Genomic DNA, 26060 nt, shown 5'->3' on the forward strand with positions numbered 1-26060 from the left:
CCCGTGGCCGAAAAAGACGTCGAACTCGATGACCCGTACGCCTTCGTCGCGCAGCGCTTCCCTGTTCCCGAAGGCGTCGACCAGGACGCGCTGATGGCCCGCTGCATCGTCGAGGAGTACGCCCTCATGGCGATGCCGCCCGAAAAAGCGCTCCGCATGTTCGCCTCGCCCTACTTCTCGGGTACGCACGCCATCTACCGCCGCCGCGGAGAAGCCTTCGTCCGCGACATCATCCGCACCGTCTACGGCGCTGCCGCCGGGGAGGTTTAGCCATGCCGCGCGTGTACAACTGGCAGATCGGCCGCGAAATGGACTACCGGTTCGAAACCGGCACCCAGAAGCGCCAGTTCGCCGCCGTCTTCAACATCAACCGCTGCATCGCCTGCCAGACCTGCACCATGGCCTGCAAGTCCACCTGGACTTTCTCGCCCGGCCAGGAGCTCATGTGGTGGAACAACGTCGAAACCAAACCGTTCGGCGGCTATCCCCATCACTGGGACACGAAGCTCCTCGCGCTCCAGGAAGCGGCCGACCCGGGCGGCCAGGTCTGGGACGCCAAGGCCCCGAACCGCGCCGCACCCTACGGCACCTTCGCCGGCAAGACCATCTTCGAAACCGCCGACGGCGTCGAGAAGCAGGCCACCGGCTACCTCCCGGCCGAGGACGAGTGGAAGTCCCCCAACCTCTTCGAAGACACCGCCACTCGCTTCTCGCCCTCCGGCGTCTCGCTCCCCGAGCATTCAGGCTGGTTCTTCTACCTCCAGCGCATCTGTAATCACTGCACCTTCCCCGCCTGCGTCGCTGCCTGCCCCCGCAACGCCGCCTACAAGCGGGAGGAAGACGGCATCGTCCTCATCGACCAGGAGCGCTGCCGCGGCTACCGCAAATGCGTCGAAGCCTGCCCCTACAAGAAGGCCATGTACCGGCCCACCACCCGCACCTCGGAGAAGTGCATCGGCTGCTACCCCCGTGTCGAGGGCACCGACCCGCTCACCGAGGGCATCCCGATGGAAACCCGCTGCATGACCGCCTGCATCGGCAAGATCCGCCTCCAGGGCCTCGTCAACGTCGAGCCTGATGGCCAGTGGACCGAAGACCGCCAGAACCCGCTCTACTACCTCGTCCACGTCGAAAAAGTCGCCCTTCCCCTCTATCCACAGTTCGGCACCCAGCCCAACGTCTACTACATCCCGCCCCGCTGGGTCCCGCGCGATTACCTCCGCCAGATGTTCGGCCCGGGCGTCGATGCCGCCATCGCCCGCTACACGAACCCTTCTCGCGAGCTGCTCGCCGTGCTCCAGCTCTTCCGCGCCACTCAGAAAATCATCTTCTCCTACCGCATCGAGCCGGGGCCGAAGGCTGCGGAATTCACCATCGACGGCCAGAAGCGGGAAATCTACAACGACACCGTCCTCGGCTTCGACAGCAAGGGAAACGAAATCGTTCGCATCACCGTCAACGAACCGTTCTACGAGCGGCCCGAGCGGTTCGCGATGAACACCATCTAGCGGGGTCGCATCATGCCAGTCCTCAAACCCGCTCCCGTCGAACAGCTCGCCGCTGACGCCGCCCTCGCCGAACTCCTCGCGCTCATCTTCGGCCCCGCTTCGCACGAATCGCTCCAGCGCGCCCGGGAGCTGTGCGCTGCGCTCGCCGCGCCCGACGCCGCCGGGCTCGACCTCGCCCGCCTCGCGGCGCTCTTCGATATCCTCGACCCGGAACGCTGGGACGCCCAGCGTGTCGCCGTCTTCTCGGTCGGCACCTCCGCCGATTGTCCGGCGTTCGAAACAGCCTACTTCGCCGCGGAAGCCCACCGCCAGCCCCACCGCATGGCCGACCTAACCGGCCTCTACCGTGCCTTCGGCGTCATACCGGTGCCAGGTGCCGGCCGCCCCGACGACCTGGCCGTCGAACTCGAATTTCTCGCGTTCATGCTCCGGAAGGAGGCCTGGGCCCGTGAGCACGGCGGCGCGCCGCGCGTCGCGCAGGTCCAGCGCGGCCTCCGCATCTTCCTTGCCGAGCACCTCGGCCGCTGGGCGCCTGCCTTCGCCGCCCGTGTCCGCGAACGCGGACCGGCGACCATCTTCACGCCTGCGGCGGCGCTGCTCCAGTCCCTCCTCGCCGCCCAGGCGGCCCGTCTCGGCGTCCGCGACATCGCCCCCGCGCCCGGCTTCGATCCTGCCGCGTGGGAGACACCCCGCAGCCACGGCCCTGAATTCGGCGTCTCATCCTTCATCTCGGCCGACGCCATCCCCGAGGAGGGTTCGCCATGACCCGGTTCTTCCGCTCCCGCAAGCTCCTCGCCGCATGCGCCGTGCTGCTCACGGCTGGCGTGCTCCAGTTCACCGGGGTCAACCCGGCCGCCTCCCAGGCCGTCCTCCTCGTCGCCTACGAATCTCCGCGCGACCCCGGCCTGGACCCGGCGTCGCCGGCGTGGGATGCCATCCGCGCTGTTGAGATCCCCCTCACGGCCCAGCGCGGTAGCTACGCCGCCGGCGGCGGCTCCGTCGCTACTGTCAGGCTCAAGGCCCTCCACTACGGCGGCCGCCTTTACGTCCGCGCCGAGTGGACCGACCGCACCGAGAACGCCAGCGCCCTTCGCGTCGAAGACTTCACCGATGCCGCGGCGCTGGAGTTTCCCTCCCGTACCGCCGCCGTCGTCCCTTCCGTCTGCATGGGCCAGCCCGATGCGGGTGTCAACATCTGGTACTGGCGCGCCGACGTCGATGCCGGCAGCGTCGACCTCGCCGCTGCCTACCCCAACATGCACGTCGACGGCTACCCGTTCGAGGACGATACGTTCCTGACGGCGCGCGGCGCGGGCAACCCGGTCGCGGCCGACAACCCGGTCCAGACCCTCACCTCCCGGCTGTTCGGCTACCTCACCACCTCGCCCGTGCAGGATGCCGCCGGCAAAGGCATGCGGACCGATACGGGCTGGGCCGTCGTCTTCGCCCGCCCCTTCCGGAGTCCCGGCCCCGACCACGCCGACTTCGCCCCCGGTGCGCGGACCGACCTCGCGGTCGCCGTCTGGGACGGTGCCAACCAGGAACGCGACGGCATGAAGTCCGTCTCTCAGTTCATCACGCTCCAGGTCGCTGCCGCGGGCCTGCCCGGCGAGGGCGGCATCGACGGCCGCTTCGTGGCCATCGCCGCGATTCTGCTCGTCGGGCTCTCGGGCATCGGCATCGGCCTCGCTCTCTACGGCGCCGCCGAACGGAGCCGCCAGCCATGACCGCCGCGACTCCCACCCGCCCGTTCCTCGCTGCAGCCGTCCCGTGGCTTGCGCTCGCCGTACTCATCGAACTCCTGTTGCTCCGCACCGGTACGCGCCTGGCCATCCACGTCCCCGCTGGCCGCGCCCTCGAAACGCCCTACCTCGCCCTGGCCGCGCTGGGCCGATTCGCGTTCTTCGTCGCCCTCGTCCTCGCGGTGCTCATCGCCGCGGCTGCCGTGGTGGACCTCTGGGTCCGCGGCGATGCGCCGGCGCGCGTCGCAGCGGTCTGCCTCGGCGGGTTTGCCGCGGCCGCCGGGCTGCTGCTGCTCCTCCCCGGGGCGAGTCCGATGGTGGCCGCCGCCGCCGCCATCGCCGCCATCGCCCTGGCCGCGGCGGTGGTCCCCCGCGGCGGGCTGGTCCCCGCGGTCCCGTTCTCGCTCCTCGGGTTCTCGCTCATCGCATCGGCCGCCTACGCGGCCACCCAGGCCTCACCCGCGCTTCCTTCCGGCGCCGCCGTGCCGTTGCTCGACGCCGCCGAGGCGGCGGGGCTCGCGGCCGGCGCCGCGCTCCCGCTCGCGCTCTGTCGCCGGCCAGGGTTCGCCGCCGCGGGCTTCGGCGCGGCAGCCGCCCTCGGCGCCCTCACGGTCTTCGCAGCTCCCGCTGCCAGCGGGCGCATCATCCTGCTCTGGAACGGCGGCGTCACCGGCGCGCTCCCGCCGGTGCTTTACGCCGCGGCCGCTGCCGGCTTCGCCGCTGCCGCGTGGCAAGCGTGGCGCCGCGGCGAGCGAATGCTCCTGGCTGCGTTCGCTCTGCTCTTCGCCGGCGGCCTCGGCTTCCACAACACCTACCAGTCGCTGCTGCTCCTCGATGCCGCAGCGGTCGGCGCGCTCTTCATCGCTCGTCCCGTGCCCGTCGCTGCGCCGCAGCCCTCGCCGGCACCGCTGACCGCCCCCGCCGCTCGCCCCCACGGCCCGCCGGGCCTAGCATGACCCTTATCCCGTGCGCGTCCTCATCCTCGTCCTCGGATTCGTCGCGCTCATCGCCGGGGCGGCCTGCACCGCCTCCGGCGTCGCCTCGCTCCGCACCCTCGATGAGGACGACTACATGCTCAGCGGCCCCGCCCGGCTCACCACCTCGACCTTCGGCTTCGTCGGCGCGACGAAAGAGATTGCGGGCCGCGACTCCGGCCTCCGCGAAGGCGCGGTGACCGTCCGCATCCGGGCTATCGAAGGCGAGAACCTTTTCCTCGGCATCGCGCCCCGCGAGGCCGCAGACGCCTACCTCGGCGCCGCCCGCCGCGAACTCCTCGACGAGGTCCGCTACGACCCGCTCGAAGTCCGGCGCACGGGTGCGGGCGCCGGCGACCTTCCCGGCCCGCCCGGCCCCGCGGTCGCCTGGGCGGCGAGCGCCGCAGGCGATGCCCCGCTCGAACTCACCTGGCAGGCCGAGAACGGTGACTTCGTCTTCGTCATCCTCCGCGAGGACGGCAGCGCCGGCGTCGACGCCGTAGTCGAATTCGGCACGAGGTTCCGCTACCAGCGCGGCTTCGCCATGGCCGGCATCGCATTCGGCATCCTCTTCGTCGTGGTCGGGCTCCTGCTCGCCTTCGCGGCACTCCGCCGCCGGGGCGCTTCGCCGCCGGGTTAGACGAGCCGGATCCAGCGCCGCTTGCCGACCTGCACCACCATCCCGGCCCGCGCCGGCGTCGTCGGCTCCATCACCAGCCCGTCGACGGTCACCGCCTTCTGCTCGAACAGCCGCCGCGCCTCCCGCTTCGACGGCGCCGCGCCGGCCGCGAGCACCACGTCGATCAGCAGCTCGCCCTCCCGGACGGCGTACTCCGGCGCGTCGTCCGGCACCTCTTTCCGCTGCACCGTCCGCTCGAAGTGCTCCTGCGCGCGCTCCGCGGCCTCAGCGCCCCAGAACTCCGCCACGATGGTCCGCGCCAGCAGTTTCTTCGTCTCCATCGGGCTCCGCTCGCCGGAGCGCATCGCCGCCATGATGCGCTGCACCTCCGCCGGGTGCAGGTTCGTCCCCAGCGTAAAGAACTGCTCGATCACCTCATCCGGGATCGACATCACCTTGCCGAACTGCACCTCCGGCGGGTCGTCGACACCGACGTGGTTCCCCTTCGACTTCGACATCCGCTCCTTGCCGTCGAGCCCGACGAGGATCGGCAGCGTGACCGGCACGTGCGGCCGCTGCCCGGCATCTTCCTGGATCTTCCGCCCGGCCATCAGGTTGAACAGCTGCTCCGTCCCGCCGACCTGCACGTCGCATTCGAGCGCGTAAGCGTCGTACCCCTGCATCAGCGCATACAGGAATTCGTGCAGGTAGACCGGGTCGCCTGCCTCCCACCGCAGCCGGAAGTTCTCCCGCCGCAGCATCTCGGCCGCGGTGAACTTCGACATCAGCTGGATGATGTCCGGCAGCATCAGCTTGCCCAGCCACTCCGAGTTGTGCCGGACTTCCATCGTCGCCGGGTCGAGGATGCGCGAGGCCTGCTCGACGTAGGTCGCTTCGTTCGCCCGGATCTGCTCCGGCGTCAGCATCGGCCGCAGCTTGTTCTTGTCGCTCGGGTCGCCCACCAGCGCCGTGTAGTCGCCGATGAGGAAGATGCAGTGGTGGCCGAATTGCTGGAACTGCCGCAGCTTGCGCAGCGGTACGCAGTGGCCGAGCGTCAGCGAACTCGCCGTCGGGTCCACCCCGAGGTACACGCGCAGCGGCCGGTCCTCCTCCAGCCGCTCGCGCAGCTCCCGCTCCATCTGCCGCTTCAGCTGCGGGTCGCCATAGTCGACGCCGCTCATGAGCACTTCGAGCTGTTCGTCGACTGGCGCCATCGTCCTCGTCATACCGTTCGCATCCCGGGGCAGCGTAAGAGTCTCTCAGGCGCCGCCGAGCAGCCGCCGCGCCTCGCGAACATCTTCCGCGATCTGGGCCTTGAGGGCATCGGCCGAATCGAACTTCACCTCGCCGCGGATGCGCGCCACCACCTCGAGGTCCATCCGCTCGCCGTAAATGTCGCCTTCGAAATCGAGCAGGTGCGTCTCGATCGAGACATGCCCGGCGTCGAACGTCGGCCGCCGCCCGATGTTCGTCGCGCCCATCAGCCGATGCCCGGCCACGCTCGCCCGCGTCGCATACACGCCCAGCGCCGGAAGCGCCCGGTCCGCCGCGACCGAGATGTTCGCCGTCGGGAAGCCGATCGTGCGTCCGCGTTCGAACCCGCGGACCACCGGCCCCGAAAGCCGGTACGGCCGGCCGAGCAGCGCCGTCACCCGCGCCATGTCGCCGGCCGCGAGCGCCGCCCGCACCGCGGTCGAGCTGTACCGCTCGTGGTCGTGCATCAGCGGCTCCACCTGCACCACCTCGAACCCGAGCTCGGCCCCCAGCCGGCGCATCCGCTCGACCGTGTCCTTCGGCGCGCCGCGGCCGAAGGCGGCATCCGGCCCGAGCACCATCAGCCGCATCCGGAGCAGCTCGAAGAAGGCCGCCGCCAGCTCCTCGGCCGTCACCTCCGAGACCTCGCCCGTAAAGGTGAGCGGAATGACCCAGTCCGCACCCGCCGCCCGGATCAGCTCCATCCGGTCCTCCAGCGAGGTCAGGTAGCTCGGCGGGATTTCGGGCCGCAGTACCGTGACCGGGTGCGGGTGGAGCGTGACCACGCCGGGCGAGAGCGCCCGCCGCCGGGCCTCGTCGCGCAGCCGGCCGAGCAGCCACTGGTGGCCGCGGTGCACGCCGTCGAGCACCCCGATCGTCAGCGCCGTCTCCGGGCCCGGCGCGCCGGCCGCCAGCTGCGCCCGCGTGAACGAAGGAATCGCCATCTCCGCCCATCCTACTCCCGCGCGGCCTTCCCGGGCAGGCGGTGGCACCGCGCCGCCGTGCGCCGGTGGCCCTCCCGCGCCCCTGCCGTCCCGGGCACACTTCTCCTGCCAGTTCGATTCCCCTCGCGAGGTTTGCCCGTGTCCAGCGATCAGCTCGGCGCCCTCCAGGCCCGCCTCCAGCCGTTCTTCCCCGGCCTCCTCGGCATCCGCCTCACGAGCGCCGAACCGGACCGCGTCACGGCCGAGCTCACCGTCCGCGACGACCTCTGCACCGTGCCCGGCGTCCTCCACGGCGGCGCCATCATGGCCTTCGCCGATACCCTCGGCGCCGTCGGCACCGTGCTCAACCTGCCCGAAGGCGCCGGCACCACCACCATCGAATCGAAGACCAACTTCTTCGCCCCCGGCGTCGCCGGCACGACCATCACCGCCGAGTGCATCCCTCTCCACCGTGGCCGCCGCACCCAGACCTGGCAGACGTCCATCCGCAACCCGGAGGGCCGGCTCATCGCCGTCGTCACCCAGACGCAGATGGTCCTCGCGCCCTAGCCTCGCCCGGCCGGTTCGGTGCTCCTAGCCGAAATCGTGCGATTCCGGCCGCTCGAGGAAGCCCGGCAGCGGGCACCGGCGGAACGACTCCGCGACGATGTTCGGGAAGCCGCTCTGCTCGTTGTCGACCCGCCCCCGGACGATGACGAACGGCTCCATCCGCACCAGCTCGGCCTGCCGCTCCTGCAGCCCCCGGTGCACGACGACGTTCGCCAGCCCGAACTCGTCTTCGAGCAGCATGAACATCACCCCGCTTGCCGTCACCGGCCGCTGCCGGGTGACGACCATCCCGGCCAGCTCCACCGTCATCCCCTGCGGCAGCCGGTTCGGGTTCCGCACGCCGCCGAGGTGCCGGCTCGTGATCAGCCCCTCGTGGAGCAGCGGCCGGACGAGCGCCATCGGGTGGCGGCCCGAGCTCAGCCCCAGCCGTTCGAAGTCCCACGCCAGCTCCTCCCACGGGTCCAGCGGCGGCAGCGCGGCCATGTCCTGTTCCGTCGGCAGCGCGAGCGCCAGCTGCCGCGCCGGCGGCGGACCGGCCGGCCGGGCGGGCGGCTGCGGCATCCGCGCTTCCGTCAGCAGCCCCAGCTGCCAGAGCAGCTCCCGCCGCGTCAGCCCGAAGCAATCCAGCGCTCCCGCCCGGATGAGCATCTCCGCCTGCTCCCGCGTCATCGCCGTCCGCACGAGCAGGTCCCGCAGCGACCGGTACGGCCCGTTCGCCGCCCGCTCGGCCGCGATCCGCTCCGGCAGCGGCCGGTAGCCCGGCAGGTGCCGGTGCTGCCGCCGGTCCTGCCAGCCGCCGCCGATGCCGTTCACCTGCTGCAGCCCCAGCCGGATGTTTCCCTCCTCCGGCCAGGCCCCCGCCCGCGACCGGTTCACGCACGGCGGCAGCACCCGGATGCCGTGCCGCTCCGCATCCTGCACCAGCACCTCGACCGGGTAGAAGCCCATCGGCTGCGCATCGAAGAGCGCGCAGTAGTACTCCGCCGGGTAGTGGAACCGGAGCCACGTCGATTCATAGGCCAGCAGCGCGAACGCCACCGCGTGGCTCTTCGGGAAGCCGAAGGCCGCGAACGCCGCCATCTTCTCGAACGCCACGCGCGCCGCCTCCCGGCTCACCCCCATCCGGTCGGCCCCCGCCAGGAACTCCTCCTCCAGCGCCCGCATCGCCTCCGACGAGCGTTTCCGGCTCATCGCCCGCCGCAGCCGGTCGGCCTGCCCCGGCGTGAAGCCCGCCACCGCGCACGCGATCTGCAGCACCTGGTCCTGGTAGAGCACGTGGCCCAGCGTCTCCCCGAGGCAGTGCTCCAGCAGCGGCGCCAGCTCCGGGTGCCCGTAGTCCACCTCGATCGCTTCGCCTCGCGCCAGCCGCTCCCGGTACTCCATGTAGGGCCGGAACGCCCCCGCCATGATCGGCCCCGGCCGGATGATCGCGACCTGCACGGCGAGGTCGTCCAGGTTCCGCGGCTGCGTCCGCGGCAGCGTCTGCACCTGCGCCCGGCTCTCGATCTGGAACACGCCCATCGTGTCCCCTTCCCGGATCGCGGCGTAGATTTCCGGGCTGTCGTGCGGAATCCGCCCCAGGTCCACCCGCACGCCCCGCTCCTCCTCGATGATGTCGAGGCAGGCGTTCACCGCCGAGAGCATCCCCAGCGCGAGGAAGTCGATCTTCACGAACCGCGCGTCGTCGATGGAATCCTTGTCCCACTGGCAGACGTACCGGCCGTCCATCCGCGCCGGCTCCACCGGCACCACCGAGGAGATCGGCTCCGCCGAGACCACCACGCCGCCGACGTGCTGGCCGATGTGCCGCGGGAATCCCGAAATCTGCCCCGCCAGCTCCACCAGGTCCCGCCAGATCGGTGCGTCGACCAGCTCCCGCAGCTCCGGCACCTTCCGCATCTGCTCCGCGAGCCCCTTCGCATCGGCGAACGGCCCCGCCAGCCGGTTCAGCTTCGCCAGCACCGGGCCCGGCAGCCCCAGCGCCTTCCCCACATCGAGCACCGCGCTCCGGAACCGGTAGGTCGGAAAGGCCGCCACCAGCGCCGCGTGCTCCGGCCCGTACCGGTCGTAAATCCGCTGCAGCAGCTCATCCCGGATGTCCCGCGGGAAGTCGAGGTCGATATCCGGCAGCGAATGCAGCTCGTCGTTCAGGAACCGCTCGAGGTACAGGTTGTTCCGCACCGGGTCGATGTGCGAGAGGCCGATGAGGTAGCACACGATCGAACTCACCGAAGAGCCCCGCCCGCGCGCCACCGGCCGCTCGTCCGGCGCCAGCCGCGGGTCGCGCCCGTGCAGCTCCACCGCCACCTCGTTCACGAGCTGCAGGATGTCCCAGTAGACGAGGAAGAAGCCGGCCAGCCCGTGCTGGGCGATGAGCGCCAGCTCGCGCTCCAGCCGCTGCCGCGCCTCCTCCCGGTGCGGGTCGCCCGGCGGGTACTTCCGCCGGAACGCCCGCTCGCACACCCCCCGCAGGAAGCTGTCCAGCGTCGCGCCCTCCGGCACCGGGTAGTCCGGCAGCCGGTAGGGCAGGTCCCGCGTGAGGTCGAACGCGCACCGCTCCGCGATCGCGACGGTGTTCGCGACGGCATCCGGCCGCCAGGCGAACCGCCGCGCCATCTCCGCCGGCGGCTTCAGCAGGAACTCCGAATTCGGCCGCCGCACCGCGTGCGACGTATCCAGCGTCAGCCGGTGCCGGATCGCCACCAGCACGTCGTGCAGCCGGTGCCGCGTCCGCACGTGGTAGTGCACGTCGTTCGTCGCCGCGACGGGCACCCCGCATGCGTCCGCCGCCCGGGCCAGCGCCGCGTTCCGCCGCCGGTCGCCGTAGACGTCGTGGTCCTGCAGCTCGATGTAATACCGGTCGCCGAAGACGTCGCGGTAGCGGCCGGCGAGGGCTTTCGCCCCCCGCTCGTCGCCGGCGGCGGCCAGCCGCGCCAGCGCCGAATCCCGGCAGCCGGAGAGCGCGATCAGCCCCTGCCCCCCGGCGAAGAGCCACGCCTCCTCCACCTGCGGCGCGTCCTTCCCGTACGTCCGGTAGCCGCGGCTCAGCAGCCGGCAGAGGTTCCGGTAGCCCTCCGCGTCGGCCGCCAGCACCGTCAGGTGCGAGGTCTCCCCCGTGCCTTCCGCCCGGATCGTCAGCTCGCAGCCGGTAATCGGCTTCAGCCCCCGCTGGCGCGCCGCCTGCGCGAACTCCATCGCCCCGTACAGGTTGTCGTGGTCGGTCAGCGCCAGCGCGGAATAGCCGAGCGCGAGCGCCCGGTCGATCAGCTCGTCCGTCGTGCTCGCGCCCTCCCGCAGCGACCAGCACGAGTGCGCGTGGAGTTCAGCGTACGCCGCCACGCGCACCAGTATAGAACATGCGTTCTATGTCCGCGGCCGCGGGCGCGCGCCCTCTCAGTCCGTCGCTGTCGGCCCCGGGTTTGGCACCTGCTCGCTGAGCTGGTGGTTCCCAAAGGTCAGGAACACCATCGTGCCGCCCGGGATGAACACCGTCTGCGACGGCGGCGTCGTCGGGACCCAGCCTGCCTGGAGCACCTCCGCGACCGTATAGGTGCCCACCGGCAGCGGGAGGCAAACTCCGCCCGTCGACGTGGTCACGACCGTCGTCACCAGCGATTGCCCCTGCGAAATCGTGAAGGACCACCCCGGCAGCAGCGGCTCCTTCGTATCGAGGATGCCGTCCTGGTCGAGGTCCGAGAATTTCTGGATGCAGAGATTCCCGTTCGTCGGGGTCGGGACCGGCGTGAACGTCGGGGTCGGGCTCGGCGCCGATGGCAGCGTCGCAGTCGGCGTCGCCGCAGCCGGCGGCGTTGCGGCGGTTGCCGCGGCACGGGGCGACTCCGCGGCGGCGCTGCCTGCCCCAGGCACCGTCTCCCCGGCGCCCGCGTCCGCAGGGGAGGCGCCCGGAACGCCTTCGTCTTGCGCCGAACACCCGGCCAGGAGCCAGGCCGCCAGCAAAACGGCCGCCAGTCGAGGATGGACGATCGAACGATGCATCGCGTGCTCCTTTCGCTGGAAGACTCTTGCGGGGGGCCTGAAGGCGGCCCCCCGCGCGCATCCCCGCTACGGCCGGAAGTTGCCGAACGTCAGCGTCACCGTCGAGCCGGCCGGCACCGTCGCCGTCTGCGGGTTCGGCGTCGAAGGCACCCAGTTCGGCTGCAGCACCTCGGTCACCGTGTACGTCCCGCTCGGCAGGGTGATGCACACTCCGGGCACCCCCGCAGTGCCCGTCGTCACGGTCGTCACGACCGTCGACCCCTGCGTGATGGTGAACTGCCAGCCCCCGAGGTTCGGCTCGTTCGGGTCCTGGACCCCGTTCTGGTTGAGGTCGAAGAACTTCTGGATGCAGAGCGTCCCGTTCGCCGGCGTCGGGGTCGGCGTGGGCGTGGGCGTGAAGGTCGGTGTCGGCGTGGGCGTCTTGGTCGGCGTGGGCGTGAAGGTAGGGGTCGGCGTGGGTGTCTTGGTCGGCGTCGGCGTGGGCGTGAAGGTCGGGGTGGGCGTGGGCGTCTTGGTCGGCGTCGGGGTGAACGTCGGCGTCGGGGTCGGCGTCCCCTTCGGCGGCACGACCGTGAACTGCGGGTTGATCGGCGTCGCGCTCAGCGTCGGCGTGCCCTTCGGCGGCACGACCGTGACTTGCGGGTTGATGACCGTCGCGCTCATCGTGGGCGTCCCCTTCGGCGGCACGATCGTGACTTGCGGGTTGATGACCGTCCCGCTCATCGTGGGCGTCCCCTTCGGCGGCACCACCGTCACCGGCACCTGCACCGGCTTGCACTTGCCGTCCGAACCCGCCCCGTAGATCGCCTGCACCTCGCTCGCCGTCAACGCCCGCTTGTACACCGACAGCTCGTCGATCTTGAACGACGCCCCTGCCGGGAGGCCGACTGCGGCCGCTGCCGCGGTATCGAGGTTCCCGTTGAACCAGGTCGTCGCCGGGGCGGTGGCCGTCTGCTGGCCGTCCACGTACCAGCGGACGGTGTTCGCCGGCCCACGGTCCACCGTCACCGCGATGTGCTTCCAGCCCGTCCCCGTCGACCACGCCGGGCCGCTGCTCGGGGGCGCCATGACGTTCGCACCGCTTTTCCGCAGCGAAACGACCCCATTGGCGAAGATGATCTGGTAGCCGTTGTTCCCGCTGTCCAGCTTCGACAGGATGTTGCTGATCGTGGAGAGCTGGTCCCAGCGTGAAATCCAGAACTCGAACGAGAAGCTTCCCGTCCCGAAGAGCAGGTCCGCCTGCGAGGGCGTCGTGCCGACCGTCGAGGTGCCCAGCGTCTGCGCGGTGTTGCCGAGGTCCCACGCGCCGCCCACCTTGCCCGTCATCGGCGTCACCGTCCCGGTGAAGACGAGGTCGTTCGGGTGCCCGGCGATGTCATGGGCCACGTTCCCGCTCGTCTCGTCGAACGTCCACCACGCGACGAGGTCCGGCGGCGGCTGCACGCAGTTCACGGATGGCCCCCCGCCGCCGAACGGCCAGCAGGCGGAGGAACCAACGGCGAACGTCCCCGCAGCGGCGGCGAGCCCGGCGCGCGCGAGTGCAGTGCGAATGCGGCGAAACATGGAGGTCCTCCCGGCGAACGTGGCGCAGTGCGCCCTGCCCGCATGACCGCAACGCCGGCCGGCATCTTACACACGCCGCCCCCGCCCGCGGGCATTCCGTTGTCGCCGGGCAAACGAATCGCCGCCGAACGGACGTCAGGGGCTGCCGGGCCCGCTCCCCTCGGCTTCCCGCCCGTCCTCCGCGCGGCCGCCGGCCTCCGCCGCCCCCGCGCCGGGCCGCCGGAACTGGGCGTAGTCCGCCCCGATGAGCGACGACAGCCCGGAGGCTGCCGGCGCCTCGCCCGGGGGCGCGGCCCGCGCCGCCGCGAACGGACTCCGCTCCCGCGCCAGCGTCCGCTCGAGCACCTCCTTCCGCCCGCCCGTCACCAGCCGGCCGTCGGCCAGCTCTTCCACTCGCCCCGCCATCTCCATCACCAGCCGGTCGTGCGTGCAGGCGATGATGGTGATGCCCTCCACCCGCGCCAGGTCCCGCAGCAGGCCGAAGACCGCCGTCGCCGTCGCGGAGTCCAGCTCGCCCGTCGGCTCATCTGCGAGGATGAGCCGCGGCCGCGCCGCCAGCGCCCGCGCAATCGCCACCCGCTGCTGTTCGCCGCCGGAAAGCTCGTACGGCCGGTGCTCGGCCCGCTTCCCGAGGCCCACGAACGCCAGCGCCTCGTCGACCCGCCTCTGCCGCTCCCGGTGCCCGAGCCCCGCAATCCGCAGCGGCAGCTCCACGTTCTCCCGCGCCGAGAGGAGCGGCAGCAGCCCGAACGACTGGAAGATGAACCCCAGCGTGTGCCGCCGCAGCCGGTCCAGCTCCCGGTCGCTCATCTGGTCCACACGCGCCCCGTCGATGAGCACCTCGCCGCCCGTCGGCCGGTCGAGCCCCGCGATGAGGTTCAGCAGCGTCGTCTTGCCCGAACCGGAGCGGCCGACGAGCGCGAGGAACTCCCCCGGGCGCACGCTCAGCGAGACGTCGCGCACGGCCCAGACGTCCTCGCCGCCTGCCCGGAACTTCCGCGACACCGACCGGAGTTCGACGGCTGCCCCCTCGCTCACCACTGCGCTCCTTTCGCCCGCACCCGCCGGCTCCCGTCCGGCAGCACCTCGATGCGGCCCTCGCCGAGCAGCACCCGGGCCCGCTCGCGGATGTCCAGCGCCTCGAGGTACTCCCGCGGGATCTGCAGCCGGCCGGCCGCGTCCACCAGCACGTACTCCTCGTGCGCGACCTTCGCCTCCGTCCCTTCGAACCGCACCCGCCGGTAGATCTCGGTGCTCGTCCGGCCGTCCCGGATCGCCACCACCCGGTCGACGCGCGCCGCGATGTCCGGGTCGTGCGTCACGATGACGATCGTCGTCCCCAGCTCCTTGTTCAGCGTCCGGAACACCTCGTACACCGTGTCCGCGCCGACGGAATCCAGCTCGCCGGTCGGCTCGTCGGCGAGCAGCAGCGGCGGCTCGTTCGCCAGCGCCACCGCGATCGACACCCGCTGCTGTTCGCCGCCGGAGAGCATCTCCGGCCGGTGGTGCAGCCGGTGGCCGAGCAGCACCAGCTCCAGCAGCCGCTGCGCCCGCGCCCGGGCCTCCCCCGGCGCCACGCCGTCCAGCACCATGGGCACCTCGACGTTCTGCAGCGCCGTCAGGTACGGCACGAGGTTCCGGCCCGTCTGCTGCCAAACGAACCCCACCTGCCGCCGCCGGTAGCGCACCATCTCCTTCGTCGACATCGTCAGCAGGTCCTGCCCGCCGACGAAGCACCGCCCTGCCGACGGCGTATCGAGCCCCGCGAGGATGTTCAGCAGCGTCGACTTCCCCGAGCCCGAAGCGCCCACGATCGCCATGAACTCGCCCCGGCGCACCTTCAGGTCCAGCCCCCGCAGCGCCACGACCTCGAGGTTCGAGGTCTTGTAAATCTTGAACAGGTCTTCGCAGCGGATGTGCAGCTCGTCGTCGCCGGCTGCGCCGTCGAGGGTCGGCTTCGGCTCTGCCTGCATCTAGATCTCCCCAATCCGCAGTGCGCGGTGCACCGCCAGCCGCGTATACACCGCCGCCAGCGCGGCGATGGTCGCCGCGAACACCGCGGCCAGCAGCAGATACACCGTCAGCACCGCCGGCCAGCTCACCTGCGAAACCAGCGGCGGGATCGGCTCGCTGCCCGATTCGGTCACGCCAAGATACCCGATCATCAGCCGTCCCAGCGGAAAGCCGAGGAACGTTCCCACTGCGACACCGGCCACGATGACGAACGCCTGCTCGAAGCTCACCAGCCCGAGCACCTGCCGGCTCGAATACCCCATCGTCCGCAGGATGGCGAACTCCAGCGCCCGCGACTGCGCCGCCATCGTCGCGTACACCGCGAACCCCAGCCCGGTGAGGATGAGCACCGCCCCGAACGAGAGGAACAGGATGCCCTCCCAGCTCGCCGCCACGAGCGGGTCGGCCTCCTGCCCCGCCCGGATCGCCCGGCGGTCGAAGATGCCCTCCGCCTGCACGCCCCGCGCGAGCAGCGCCTCCCGGCTCATCGCCGCCGGGTCAGCCGCGCTCATCCACGCCTCGTTCGCCGTCACCGCATCGGCGAGCCCCGGCACGGCGGCCCCGAGCACCTGCAGCGCCCGCAAGTCCGCGACCAGCAGGTAGGTGCTCCCGCGCGGGTCGTGCCCCGGGAAGTAGGCGAAGCTCCCCGCCACCCGCGCACGCACGTACTGCCGGTTCACGTACATGGTCAGCTCGTCGCCGCGCTCCAGCCCCGCCGTCGCGAGGAACCGCTCCTCCGCCAGCACGGGGAGCGCCTCGGCCGGCCGGGCCGTCCGGAAGCCGAACAGCGGCCCCTGCCCGGCCGCCCGGGTGAAGGCGATGCGCGCCGCGTTCCCCCCGTCCCGCCCGGCGCCCGGCGCGAACGACACCGCCCCCGGGTCGGCGAGCGCCTGCCCCGTGATCAGCTCGTACCGGTCGAAGCCGTCGAACGGCTCGATCACCGTCCATTCGCCGGCACCGCCGTCCCACTGCCCGCTGCTGCTCACCGCCACATTGTCGACCAGCACGATCGCTCGCTCGGCCACCTGCGGGGCCGACCCCGCGGTGCGCACGTAGACGGCGTCGAGCTCCTTCGGCGTCGCCGGGCTGTACCGCGCGCCCTGCCCGAACCGCGCCTGCGACGGCTGCGCCAGGTCGGCCGCGAAAAACCGCCACTCGTTCGAGACCTCCTGCTCGACCGGGAAGAGGGTGTAGTCCCAGGCGAGCCCGTTCGGGTCCCGCAGCCGCAGCCCGAGCCGCGCCTGGTTCGGGCCGTACGGGAAGCGCGCCCAGAGGCCGATCCAGCGCGCCCCCGCCGGCACCTCCGCGCCGCGCGCTCCGCCGGAGAGGTCGGCCTCGAGCCGTCCGAGCAGCTCGCCGAGATCCGCGCCGGCGAAATCGTCCCGCCAGAACGCCACCCGCTCGAACTCGCCGGGCACGACGCCGAGCACCTCGATGCTGACGCCCTGGAACGCCGAGATGTTGTACGAGCCGGTCTGCCGGCTCGCCGGCGACACCACCTCCGCGCCCGTAGCCGCCCGGATGCGCTCCGTGAAAACGTCGTCCGGCACCGCCGCCGGGTTCCGCACGTCGGTGAGCCGCGACGGCGCACCCGCCTCGTACGCCGCCCGGTCGTCGTAGCCCCGCTCGAGCGTCGCCCGGTAGCCCGCCGCGAACATCCCGACGGCCGTCGCGAGCAGCAGGAGCAGGATGAGCCGGTTGTACTGGAGCGGCGCGCGCGTCATCCGCGTCAGCCCCAGCGCGACCGTCGCGCTCTCCCACCGCCGGCCGGCCCGGGCGATGAGCCCCAGCACGAGCGGGAACAGCCGCAGGAACACCAGCGCCACCATCACCATGAAGAGCGTCGGCGAGAGCAGCAGCAGCGGGTCGGCCGAGAGTCCGCCGAACAGCCGCTCCGTCACCAGCGAGCCCCGCTCCCGCAGCTGATAGAACAGGAACGCCCCCACGCCGACGAGGCCGAGGTCGAGGTAGTACCGCAGGAAGAGCGGCTGCGCCTGCGGCCGCGCGAGGCTGTGCTTGTAGTCGATGGTGCTCGACCGCGAGGCGCGCCAGGCCGGCACCAGCATCGCCGCGAAGGCGAGCAGGGCGCCCCCGCCCGCCGCGAGGAACGCCATCCGCGAAATCGGCACGTCCAGCGCGGCGTCGCCGCTCAGCGGCGCGAACGGCGGCGTGTAGCCCAGCAGGCTGATCGCCCCGGCCGCCACGAACGGCCCCGCCAGCGCCCCCGCCCCGCAGATCAGCAGGCCTTCGATGGCGTACACCGCCACCACCTGCGCCGGGCTCCCCCCGCGCGACCGCAGCAGCGCGATCTCGCCGTGCTGCCGCTCCACCAGCATCGACGAGACCATCGCGAGGTAGTACAGCGCGATCCCGACGATCTGGAGCATCAGCGCGAACAGCGGCAGCCGCGTGAAGAACAGCTTCGTCTGGTAGCTCGCGATCACCTCCGCGAGGCGCGTCTCGACCACCACGTTCGGCACCGATTCCCGCAGCGCCACCGTGAGCGCCCGCGTGTTCGCCTCCACCTGCCGCGCGTTCCGCGCATCGATCGCGCCGATGTCGACGAACGCGTACGTCTCCAGCGTGCTGTCCATGTCCGGCAGGTAGGCCGCCACGGTCCCCCGCACTGCCGCTTCGTCGACCCAGAGCGGGTAGGTCGGCCACGAAGTCTCGAGCGCGAACCGGTCCCGCCGGCCGAACCAGTACGGCTCGTCGAGGTCCCGCGGCGCGATGATGCCGGTGACGACGACCCGCACCGGCGCCGCGTCCTCCCGCCAGAACGGGTGGAGGTCGAACGCATCGCCGACCCGGATGCCGATTCGGTCCGCTGCTTCCTTCCCGATGGCCGCCTCGACGACGGGCGCCGCGCCGTCCCCCGCCGGCTGCGGCAACGCCGGCCACCGCCCTTCGACGAGCTCGATGTGGTCCGCCAGCCGGTCTGCGAACTGGAAATGCCCCCGCGGCCGGTCCGCGTCGGCGGGCACCGGCGCGCCCGGCGCAGCGACATAAAACGTCGCCGTCCGCCCGAACCGCACCGTCTCGCCGATGACGCCGCCGAGGTAGCGTTCGAGCGCGCCGTCGACCGTTTCCCGCCGCTGCCGGTAGTCGTCCAGCGCCGGCCGGCCGGAGATGACGACCCGCACGTTCCGCTCCGCCGGCTCGGCATTCCGCAGGGCGAACCGCAGGCCGAGGTCGCGCACCGCGTCCGAATAGAGCACCACCGAGGCCATCAGCGCCGCCGCCATGGCGACGCCGACCGCCACCGTCGCGAGCAGCCGCCGGTTGGCGAGGCTCCGCCGGACCACCATCGAGAGGACCACGAGCGCCGTTCGCATTTCCCGCGCGAAACCTACCCGAGTCGCGGCCGCCCGGCAAAGCGGCCCCCGCGCCGGCCCGGCCGCCCTCGTGTACAGTTGCGCCCGATGCGGAGCGCACTCGCCACGTGGCGCCTCTTCGCACGCCGCAGCGAACGGAACTGGCGGCTGCTCGCCGTCCTCGGCCTCGGCATGCTCATCGCCGCCGCCCTGCTCGCCGCCGCCCCGATCTACGCCCGCACCATGGCCGACCTCGGCCTCACCTTCACCGTCCGCGACCGCCTCGGCGAAGCCCCGGGCAACCGCGTCAGCTTCACGTCCGTCCCTCTCGGCACGCCGGAAGGCCAGTCGCTCCGCGATGCCGTCGAGCGCCGCATCGCCGAGCGCATCGGCTGGTTCGCGCAGGGTGAATCGCGCGTGCTCGTCGGGCCCCGCTTCTTCCTCGCTCCGCCCGGCGAACCGGCGCCCCTGCTCGCGCCGATCGGCCAGCTCCAGTCGGTCACCGGCTACGAATCGGCGGTCACCGTCCTCGAAGGCGAGCTCCCCCGGCCCGCCGCGCCCGGCCAGCCGATCGAGGTCGCCGTCTCGCGCGATGCCGCCCGGGCCGCCCGCCTCGCCGTCGGCCAGCAGCTCGCCCTCGTCGAAGACTTCGATACCTGCGCCCGCGAAATCCCGCGCGAGGACCGCCCGCCCCCGCCGCCCTGCACGCCGGCTGCCGGCGTGACCTTTAGCCTCTCCGCCGTCGTCACCGCCATCGTCGAACCGCTGCGCGCCGACGACCCGTTCTGGGTGCTCCCTGCCGACCGGTTCTTCGCGCCCTACCGGCTCCTCCCCGAAAACGGCCCGGTCGTCCCCATGTTCGTCCCGGAGGAGACGCTCCTCGGCGCCTTCGCCAGCCAGTTCCCCGCCTACGGCGCGGGCACCGCATGGCACACCTACGCCCGCCCCGAAGCGCTCTCCCGCGAGACCTTCGAGCGCGCCCGCGCCGACCTCTCCGCGCTCTACTACGACCTCGAACCGCTCGGTGGTGCCAGCTTCAGCCCGCTCGGCAACGTTCTCCGCGACTATGGCCGCGCGCAGCAGTACCAGCAGGCGCCGCTCACCATCCTCCTGCTCGAAATCGCGGCCGTCGCCGTCTTCTACGTCATCCTCGTCTCCATCGTCCTCACCGAGCGCCTCTCCGACGAGGTCGCGCTCCTCCGCAGCCGGGGCGCGACCGTCGCGCAGGTGGGCGTCATCACCCTTGCGGAGGGCCTCATCCTCGGCGCGCCGATCATCCTCGTCGCCCCGCTCGTTGCGGCCGCCGGGACGGCCCTCCTCGGCCTCACGCCGACCTTCGAGCCGGTGAACGGCGGCGCGCTCCTGCCCGTCTCGCTCCCCCCGGAGGCCTTCCTCTACGCGGCCGCCGGCGTCGCCGTCTCCATCGCCGCGCTGCTCGTCCCCGCGCTGCTCGCCGCCCGCTCCTCGGCCGTTGCCCGCCGCCGCGAGCAGGCGCGGCCCGGGAAACCGCTCTTCCAGCGCTACTACCTCGATCTCGTCCTTGCCGGCTTCGCAGCCCTCCTCCTCTGGGAGCTCCGCGAACGCGGGACGGTCTTCCGGCCCTCGCCCACCGGCGGCGTCACCTCCGACCCGCTGCTGCTGCTCTCGCCCGCCATCCTCGCGGCCGCGGCTGCGGCGCTCCTGCTCCGCGTTTACCCCATCGCGACCCGCCTCCTCGCGCGGCTCTTCGCCCGGGAAGCGCCGCCGCCGGTCCAGCTCGGCCTCTGGCAGGTCTCCCGGAGCCCCGGCCACTCTGCCCGGCTCGCGCTCCTCCTCGCCCTCGCGCTCGCGGTGGGCACCTTCGCCGCCAGCTACGCGACCACCGCTTCGGCGACCTTCGAGGAGCGCGCCCGCTTCCAGGCCGGCGCCGGCATCCGGGCCGTCACGACCGGCACCGCCGACCTCGGGCTCGATGGGGCAGCCGCCGACGCAGCCCTCCGCGAACGGACCGGCGTGCCCCTCGCCTCGGCCGTCCTCCGCCTGCCCGCCGCCCCGGCCGCCGCCGGCGCCACCGGCCGCACCTTCCAGGCCCTCGGGCTGAACCCGGACGACGCGCCGTTCCTCCTCTGGTGGCGCGACGACTTCGCGGAGCGCCCTCTGCGCGACCTCATGGCCGACCTCGGTTCACCGGAACCGCTCCGCGGCATCGAGCTCCCCCGCGGCACCGCATCGCTCAGCATCGACGTCCGCGCCTCGTCGACCCCGAACCAGATGACGCTCTGGGCCCGCGTCCGCGACGCGACTGGCTACCACCAGCTCATCGAGTTCGGCACCATCGAACCCGGCGAATGGCGGACGATGACGGCCTCCATCTCGCGCGTCTTCGAAGGTCAGCTCCCCGAGCCGCTCACCCTCGCCGCGCTCGTCATCACCGAGCCTGCGAACCGCTTCAACACGCTCGAACTCACGATTCTCCTCGACAACCTGGCGGCGTCGACCTCGGCCGGCGTCACGACGGTGCTCGACGACTTCGAACGCCCGGACCCCGGCTGGACGCCGCTCCCGTCGCGGCTCAACCTCCCGGACGGATTCGACCTCACCCGCGACGGAGCCGTCTCCGGCCAGGCGGGCCGCATCCGCCGCGCCCCGGGCCAGAGCACCGAACTCTGGGGCCTCGTGCGCGCGCAATCCGCCGTGCCCCTCCCCGTCGTCGCGACCCGCTCCTTCCTCGCCGCCACCGGCCTCTCCGTGGGCGCCGCCGGCACCATCAGCGTCGCCGCCGTGCCCGTTCCCATCCGGGTCGTCGGCGAAGCCGCCGCCTTCCCCACGCTGCCCGCCGCCTCCGGCCCCGGGGTCGTCTTCAACCGCGACCAGCTCCTCTCGTGGCTCGGCCTCGCCGGCTCGTCGAACCAGCCCGTCCTGAACGAAGCGTGGCTCGAACCGCCGCCCGGGGCCGACATCCCGGCCATCGAGCAGGTGCTCCGCAACGACCCGTTCAACTTCGGCCTGGTCACCGACCGCTCCCGCGAACTCGCCCGCCTCGAGCGGAACCCGCTCATCTCCGCGGGCGGCGCCGGCATCCTTTATCTCGCCTTCGGCGCCGTCCTGCTGCTCGTCACCGCGGCGCTCCTCGTCTCGCTCTGGCTCGTCGTCCAGCGCCGCCGGACCGAGTTCGCCGTGCTTCGCTCGCTCGGCCTCTCTCGCGGCGGCGTCGCCCGCATCCTCGCCGTCGAATACGCCTTCGTCGCCGTCGTCGGCGTCGCAGCCGGGACGTGGCTGGGCCGCGGCATCGCCGGGCGCATGCTCTCTTTCCTCGATGTCGACGAAGCCGGCCGGCTCGCCGAACCCTCCTACCTGCTGCGGACCGACTGGCTGCTGGTGGGTGCCAGCCTCGGGGCGGTCGCGCTCGTCTTCGCCGGCTCGCTGATCTTCGCCGCCCGCCTCATCGCCCGCACCTCCGACGCGCAGGCGCTCCGGACCGAATAGCGGCCGTCAATCGCCGGGCAGCACCAGCAGCCCCGCCGCCGGGTCTGGCTGCCCCGCCGCATCCAGCAGGACACCGACGCGGTCGCCCGGCCCGATCGCCTCGCTCGTCCGCTCCCGCGCGGCCAAGAGCGGGGCACCCTCCGCGAACCAGACCGCCGCCTCTCCCGCTGCCGTCGCGAGCACCATCCGCCCCGCCTCGACTCGCTCGACGCGGCCGGTGACGAGCGGCAGCGCCGCCGCCTCGCCGAGCGCTTCGTGCCCCGCGAACGGCCCCGCGGTTGCGCCGCCGGTGCCGCCCTCGCCGACGACGATGGCGCGGATGGCCGCGTTCCGGACTTCGTTCGGCACGCCGATGACCGCCGCCTGCATCCCGGGCCGGATGTCCCCGGGCGCGGCGGGCTCGAGCACCCACACCCGCGTCCCCGGCGGCAGCGCCAGCTCGCTCGCGCCCGTGCCGCCCGAGACGGCGAGCCGGCCGGCCTCGGCGCGCTCGACCGTGAACGCCGCGTAGCCGGCCCCGGCCGGCATCGCCATCGGCCCCGGCTCCGGCGGCGCGCCGCCCCCGCCCGTCTGCCGGGCCGCGATGATGACCGCGACGAGGCAGGCGACCACCCCGGCGGCCGCCGCAACCGGGAGGATGAGCTGCCGGGCCGTCCACGGGCGCTGCGCCAGCGCGGGCTGCTCCATCAGCCGGGGATGGTAGCCGACTGCGCGGCCCTACGCCTCGTCGATCGTGACGCGCGTGATCGCCACTGGCTCGAGCGGCCGGTCCTGCGCCCCCGTCGGCGCCGTCGCGATGGCGTCCAGCACGTCCTCGCCGGAGGTCAGCTGCCCGAAAATCGTGTAGTTCGGCGGCAGCGGGTAGTCCGCGTGCATGATGAAGAACTGGCTGCCGTTCGTGTTCGGGCCGGCGTTCGCCATCGCCATCGTGCCCCGGAGATAGGGCCGGGTGACGGGCTCATCTTCGAACCGGTAGCCCGGCCCGCCCCGCCCCGTGCCCGTCGGGTCGCCGCCCTGGATGACGAACCCCCGGATGACCCGGTGGAAAATCACCCCGTCGTAGAAGCCCTCCCGCGCCAGGAAGACGAAGTTGTTCACCGTCTTCGGCGCCTCGGCCGGGAAGAACTCCACCGTCATCGTGCCGGCCGTCGTCTCGATCGTCGCCCGGTACTGCTTCGCCGGGTCGATCGCCATCGCCGGCGGGTTCGCATACTGTTTCGCCATCGCCGCACCTCCTCGGGTTGATCCCAGCCTACCCCCGGCCCGTCTTACCTGCTCGAACCGGCGCCGCTCCCCTACGGCAGAACCCTGAACTTAGCGGCTGCTCAGGCGATTCCCCGATACCGCTGCTGGCTGGCCGGCCGAACGATCCCCGTAGCAACCAGTCACAGGTTCGGAGCCGCCTCATGCCCGGAGTTTCGTTCGCCGCGCGCGACCGCCTCGTCCTCGGCGTCATCGCCGCCCATGTCCCGGTCGTCATCGCCGTCGCCGTCATCGTCGGCGAGCTTTCGCTCGTCACCGCCGCCCTCGGCAGCCTCGTCATCGCCGGCGGCGCGTGGGCCGCCTATGCCCTCGCCGCGGGCCAGCGCGCCTTCCGCGTCGTCGCCGCCGCCGCCCTGATGGCGATGTCCGGCATGCTCATCGCCGCATCCGGCGGCGAAATCGCCGTCCACTTCCACGTCTTCGTCGTCCTCAGCTTCCTCGTCATCTACTACGACGCGCTCCCGATCCTCGTCGCCGCCGGCGTCATCGCGGTCCACCATCTCGCCGGCAACTACATCTTCCCGAACTACGTCTTCGATTCCGGCGCCTCTCTCCAGACGGTCATCGAGCACGCCGCCTTCGTCGTCCTCCAGACGGCCGTCACCGTCTACGTCGCGGAGCGCGTGCGCCGCTCCACCGCGGCCGTCAGCGCCGCCGCCGACCGCCTCGCCGCGCAGCAGCTGCCGGCGATGCAGGAGGCCTTCGAAGCAGCAGCCCGCGGCGACCTCACTCGCTCGCTCACGTTCGAGGTTTCGCCCGTCAGCGCCTCCGGCTCCGACGAGATCGGCGCGATGGCCGGGGCCTTCAACCGCCTCCAGGAGCAGCTCGCTGCCATCGCCCGCTCGGCCAGCCAGATGAACGCCAGCCTCGCCGGCCTCGTGAAGGACGTCAGCGCCAACGCCCGCCGCGTCCTCGATACCGCCGCGAACGTCGAGAACTCGGCCGCCGACGTCGCCAGCGCCGCCAGCCAGATTGCGCAGGCCTCCGCCGACATCGGCGACCTCACCGCCCGCCTCGCCGACATCGCGGCTGCCGCCGAGGCAAACCTCGGCCGCGCCACCGGCGAAGCCGACCACGTCGCCGGTGCGACCCGCCAGACCGCCCTCACCGCCCGCGAAGCACGCGACGAGATCGCCGCCATCCATCAGCGGCTCGAAGAGGTCGCTGCCCTCGCCCGCGACGTCAACGACGCCACCCGGGGGAGCAGCGACGCCGCCCGCCAGGGCCAGGACGCCGTCCGCCTCGCCGTCACCTCCATGGAGGCGATCGCCGGCGCTGTCGAGCGCGCCGCCGCCACCGTCAACGAACTCGGCGCCTACGGCGAGCAGATCGGCAACATCGTCACGGTCATCGACGAAATCGCCGCACAAACCAACCTCCTCGCCCTCAACGCCGCCATCGAAGCCGCCCGCGCCGGCGAGCAGGGCCGCGGCTTCGCCGTCGTCGCCGAAAACGTCCGCCAGCTCGCCGAGCGCTCCAGCGCCAGCACCCGCGAAATCGCCGACCTCATCGCCCGCATCCAGGAGCGCACCACGGAGGCCGTCTCCGCCATGCAGACCGGCGTCGCCGACGTCCAGCAGGGCCGCGAAGTGACCGCCCGCGTCGATGCTTCGCTCGGCGAAATCATCGCGAACATCGCCCGCACCGGCGACCGCGTCCACGCCATCGTCGAGCAGATCGGCGCGCTCGCCAGCTCTGCCAGCACCGTCGTCGAAGCCGCCGGCTCGCTCGTCGAATCCGCGACTGGCGCCGGGGCCGGTGCTGAGGATATCGCCGCCGCCTCGAAATCCGTGCTCGCCTCCGTCGAACAGGTCGCCCAGAGCTCCTCGGAGACCGCCGCGACCGTCCAGGAACTGAACGCTTCCACGACGACCCTCGGCGACCGCGCAGCCTCGCTCGACCGCGAGTCGGCCGCCCTCCGCGAGCTCGCCGAAGCCCTCGCGAAGAGCGTCGGCGCCTTCCGGGTCGGCAGCGATGCCGCCGCCCGCCCGGCCCCCCTCCCGCAGGCGTTCGACCGCCGTGCGGCCTGAGCCGGGGAGCCTCGCCCAGCGCGCCCTGCTGGCGGCCATCGTCCTCGCGATGATGGCCGCCAGCCTCGCTGCGACCTTCGAATCCGCGGCAGCGCGGGCCGCCGCCGGCGTCTACCGCTTCTTCTGCGGCTGAACTTCGGCCGCGCTCAGACGCGCTGCTCCCGCACGCCCTGCGGGATGAGCGAATCGCTCACGCTCGCCAGCCACTCGCGCACCCACGGCTCCTCCGCCCTGCGGGGCAGCGCACGCAGGATGTCGCGCGTATGCGTCGGTTCGTGGATCGCCACGCCCCAGAGCAGCCCGCCGAACCGCACCCGCGACGGCGGGATGTTCAGCACCTTCCGGTCACCGCCGTACAGGATCTCCTGGTCGAGATGCGCGTCGGTGAACTCCGCCACCGCCCGCAGCAGCCGCTCCCGATGGAGCGCCGCCTCCTCCAGCAGCTCCTCGATTGACCGGTCCCGGCGCGACCGAACCGCGGCCTCGTTCCAGTCGTCGATGTCGAACGGGTTCGGGATCGGCGTATCCGGCAGCGGCGCCTGCTGGCCGACCATCGCCGCCCACCGCGGCACGATCAGGCCGTCGATCGTGCACAGGTGGGCGATGTAATCCTTGACCGTCCAGTGGCTTCCTGGCACGACCGCGCCCAGCTCCTCCGCAGTCAATGACCGGCACAGGTGTGCGAACTGCCGCCGGTGCCGCTCGAATTCGTCGATGACCAGCTGCACCCGGATGTTCATCGGCAAACCTCCACGCCGCCGCACTCTACCGGCCGCACCTCCCCCGCGCCAGTTCGCGAACGGCCGCCCGCCGTGGAACAATTGCC

The 26060-nt window shown here is 72.2% G+C and carries 21 protein-coding genes; 10 read left to right on the forward strand and 11 right to left on the reverse strand.

Annotated elements, in window-relative coordinates; genetic code table 11:
- Positions 1 to 3 precede the first annotated feature (3 nt).
- Genes N2041_RS08935 through N2041_RS08960 form a run of 6 tightly spaced genes read left to right on the forward strand, consistent with a single transcriptional unit; the run spans position 4 to position 4864 of the window.
- Positions 4 to 270 (forward strand): hypothetical protein, encoded by a 267-nt coding sequence (locus N2041_RS08935; RefSeq protein WP_297677926.1) that lies wholly within the window; start codon positions 4 to 6, stop codon positions 268 to 270.
- A 2-nt stretch (positions 271 to 272) separates the two neighbouring features.
- The gene (locus N2041_RS08940; RefSeq protein WP_297677928.1) at positions 273 to 1508 is read left to right on the forward strand and encodes a 4Fe-4S dicluster domain-containing protein; all 1236 of its coding nucleotides are present in this window, start codon (positions 273 to 275) and stop codon (positions 1506 to 1508) included.
- Positions 1509 to 1520: 12 nt separating this feature from the next.
- Complete coding sequence (locus N2041_RS08945) at positions 1521 to 2273, forward strand: molecular chaperone (protein ID WP_297677930.1); 753 nt, start codon at positions 1521 to 1523, stop codon at positions 2271 to 2273.
- The gene (locus tag N2041_RS08950) at positions 2270 to 3235 is read left to right on the forward strand and encodes an ethylbenzene dehydrogenase-related protein (protein WP_297677932.1); all 966 of its coding nucleotides are present in this window, start codon (positions 2270 to 2272) and stop codon (positions 3233 to 3235) included. The genes N2041_RS08945 and N2041_RS08950 overlap by 4 nt, the downstream gene beginning before the upstream one ends.
- Entirely contained in the window at positions 3232 to 4206 is a 975-nt protein-coding gene (locus tag N2041_RS08955) for a hypothetical protein (protein ID WP_297677934.1), read from the forward strand. The genes N2041_RS08950 and N2041_RS08955 overlap by 4 nt, the downstream gene beginning before the upstream one ends.
- Positions 4207 to 4216: 10 nt before the next feature.
- Complete coding sequence (locus tag N2041_RS08960) at positions 4217 to 4864, forward strand: hypothetical protein (protein ID WP_297677936.1); 648 nt, start codon at positions 4217 to 4219, stop codon at positions 4862 to 4864.
- Here the strand turns inward: N2041_RS08960 and tyrS are convergent.
- Positions 4861 to 6069: a tyrosine--tRNA ligase gene (tyrS, locus tag N2041_RS08965; RefSeq protein ID WP_297677938.1), complete on the reverse strand. Its 1209-nt coding sequence runs from the start codon at positions 6067 to 6069 to the stop codon at positions 4861 to 4863. The genes N2041_RS08960 and tyrS overlap by 4 nt on opposite strands.
- Positions 6070 to 6102: 33 nt before the next feature.
- Positions 6103 to 7041, reverse strand: a complete 939-nt coding sequence (gene ribF / locus N2041_RS08970) for a riboflavin biosynthesis protein RibF (RefSeq protein ID WP_297677940.1) — start codon at positions 7039 to 7041, stop codon at positions 6103 to 6105.
- 138 nt (positions 7042 to 7179) lie between these two features.
- Between ribF and N2041_RS08975 the strand changes: the two genes are divergently transcribed.
- Complete coding sequence (locus tag N2041_RS08975) at positions 7180 to 7590, forward strand: PaaI family thioesterase (RefSeq protein WP_297677942.1); 411 nt, start codon at positions 7180 to 7182, stop codon at positions 7588 to 7590.
- A 24-nt stretch (positions 7591 to 7614) separates the two neighbouring features.
- Here the strand turns inward: N2041_RS08975 and N2041_RS08980 are convergent, their stop codons facing one another.
- The 6 genes from N2041_RS08980 to N2041_RS09005 all read right to left on the reverse strand — a co-directional run bounded on the left by N2041_RS08980 (position 7615) and on the right by N2041_RS09005 (position 18497).
- Complete coding sequence (locus tag N2041_RS08980) at positions 7615 to 10929, reverse strand: DNA polymerase III subunit alpha (RefSeq protein ID WP_297677944.1); 3315 nt, start codon at positions 10927 to 10929, stop codon at positions 7615 to 7617.
- Positions 10930 to 10983: 54 nt separating this feature from the next.
- Positions 10984 to 11457 (reverse strand): hypothetical protein, encoded by a 474-nt coding sequence (locus N2041_RS08985; protein WP_297677946.1) that lies wholly within the window; start codon positions 11455 to 11457, stop codon positions 10984 to 10986.
- A gap of 195 nt (positions 11458 to 11652) precedes the next feature.
- A complete protein-coding gene (locus N2041_RS08990; protein ID WP_297677947.1) occupies positions 11653 to 13149 on the reverse strand; it encodes a LamG domain-containing protein in 1497 nt (498 codons plus the stop codon).
- 135 nt (positions 13150 to 13284) lie between these two features.
- On the reverse strand, positions 13285 to 14187 hold the full coding sequence (locus tag N2041_RS08995) for an ABC transporter ATP-binding protein (protein WP_297677949.1): 903 nt from the start codon (positions 14185 to 14187) through the stop codon (positions 13285 to 13287).
- Positions 14184 to 15122 carry an ATP-binding cassette domain-containing protein gene (locus N2041_RS09000; RefSeq protein ID WP_297677951.1) on the reverse strand — a complete coding sequence of 313 codons (939 nt, stop codon included), beginning with the start codon at positions 15120 to 15122 and terminating at the stop codon, positions 14184 to 14186. Before N2041_RS09000 ends, N2041_RS08995 begins: the two co-directional genes overlap by 4 nt.
- Positions 15123 to 18497 carry an ABC transporter permease gene (locus N2041_RS09005; RefSeq protein ID WP_297677953.1) on the reverse strand — a complete coding sequence of 1125 codons (3375 nt, stop codon included), beginning with the start codon at positions 18495 to 18497 and terminating at the stop codon, positions 15123 to 15125.
- Between the two features lie 87 nt (positions 18498 to 18584).
- Here N2041_RS09005 and N2041_RS09010 point away from each other — a divergent pair, with 87 nt between their 5' ends.
- Positions 18585 to 21941, forward strand: coding sequence for an FtsX-like permease family protein (locus N2041_RS09010; protein ID WP_297677955.1), 3357 nt, complete (start codon positions 18585 to 18587; stop codon positions 21939 to 21941).
- A gap of 6 nt (positions 21942 to 21947) precedes the next feature.
- On the opposite strand, the gene N2041_RS09015 is transcribed toward N2041_RS09010, so the two are convergent.
- Both N2041_RS09015 and N2041_RS09020 read right to left on the reverse strand, forming a co-directional pair.
- A complete protein-coding gene (locus N2041_RS09015) occupies positions 21948 to 22628 on the reverse strand; it encodes a hypothetical protein (RefSeq protein WP_297677957.1) in 681 nt (226 codons plus the stop codon).
- A gap of 30 nt (positions 22629 to 22658) precedes the next feature.
- Entirely contained in the window at positions 22659 to 23135 is a 477-nt protein-coding gene (locus N2041_RS09020; protein ID WP_297677992.1) for a peptidylprolyl isomerase, read from the reverse strand.
- 212 nt (positions 23136 to 23347) lie between these two features.
- Between N2041_RS09020 and N2041_RS09025 the strand changes: the two genes are divergently transcribed.
- A complete protein-coding gene (locus N2041_RS09025) occupies positions 23348 to 25234 on the forward strand; it encodes a methyl-accepting chemotaxis protein (RefSeq protein ID WP_297677959.1) in 1887 nt (628 codons plus the stop codon).
- Complete coding sequence (locus tag N2041_RS09030) at positions 25224 to 25367, forward strand: hypothetical protein (RefSeq protein ID WP_297677961.1); 144 nt, start codon at positions 25224 to 25226, stop codon at positions 25365 to 25367. Before N2041_RS09025 ends, N2041_RS09030 begins: the two co-directional genes overlap by 11 nt.
- A 13-nt stretch (positions 25368 to 25380) precedes the next feature.
- Here N2041_RS09030 and N2041_RS09035 read toward each other — a convergent pair whose 3' ends face one another.
- Entirely contained in the window at positions 25381 to 25974 is a 594-nt protein-coding gene (locus tag N2041_RS09035; protein WP_297677963.1) for a DinB family protein, read from the reverse strand.
- Positions 25975 to 26060: the final 86 nt, after the last annotated feature.

The organism is Tepidiforma sp. (assembly GCF_026419595.1).
In the GTDB taxonomy this organism is placed as follows: domain Bacteria; phylum Chloroflexota; class Dehalococcoidia; order Tepidiformales; family Tepidiformaceae; genus Tepidiforma.

Bases quoted from the DNA above. Each gene is read 5' to 3' on its own strand.
- N2041_RS08940 (WP_297677928.1), top strand. From the start codon at position 273: ATGCCGCGCGTGTACAACTGGCAGATCGGCCGCGAAATGGACTACCGG.
- N2041_RS08945 (WP_297677930.1), top strand. From the start codon at position 1,521: ATGCCAGTCCTCAAACCCGCTCCCGTCGAACAGCTCGCCGCTGACGCC.
- N2041_RS08950 (WP_297677932.1), top strand. From the start codon at position 2,270: ATGACCCGGTTCTTCCGCTCCCGCAAGCTCCTCGCCGCATGCGCCGTG.
- N2041_RS08955 (WP_297677934.1), top strand. From the start codon at position 3,232: ATGACCGCCGCGACTCCCACCCGCCCGTTCCTCGCTGCAGCCGTCCCG.
- tyrS (WP_297677938.1), bottom strand. From the start codon at position 6,069: ATGACGAGGACGATGGCGCCAGTCGACGAACAGCTCGAAGTGCTCATG.
- ribF (WP_297677940.1), bottom strand. From the start codon at position 7,041: ATGGCGATTCCTTCGTTCACGCGGGCGCAGCTGGCGGCCGGCGCGCCG.
- N2041_RS08990 (WP_297677947.1), bottom strand. From the start codon at position 13,149: ATGTTTCGCCGCATTCGCACTGCACTCGCGCGCGCCGGGCTCGCCGCC.
- N2041_RS09000 (WP_297677951.1), bottom strand. From the start codon at position 15,122: ATGCAGGCAGAGCCGAAGCCGACCCTCGACGGCGCAGCCGGCGACGAC.
- N2041_RS09005 (WP_297677953.1), bottom strand. From the start codon at position 18,497: ATGCGAACGGCGCTCGTGGTCCTCTCGATGGTGGTCCGGCGGAGCCTC.
- N2041_RS09010 (WP_297677955.1), top strand. From the start codon at position 18,585: ATGCGGAGCGCACTCGCCACGTGGCGCCTCTTCGCACGCCGCAGCGAA.
- N2041_RS09015 (WP_297677957.1), bottom strand. From the start codon at position 22,628: ATGGAGCAGCCCGCGCTGGCGCAGCGCCCGTGGACGGCCCGGCAGCTC.
- N2041_RS09020 (WP_297677992.1), bottom strand. From the start codon at position 23,135: ATGGCGATCGACCCGGCGAAGCAGTACCGGGCGACGATCGAGACGACG.
- N2041_RS09025 (WP_297677959.1), top strand. From the start codon at position 23,348: ATGCCCGGAGTTTCGTTCGCCGCGCGCGACCGCCTCGTCCTCGGCGTC.
- N2041_RS09035 (WP_297677963.1), bottom strand. From the start codon at position 25,974: ATGAACATCCGGGTGCAGCTGGTCATCGACGAATTCGAGCGGCACCGG.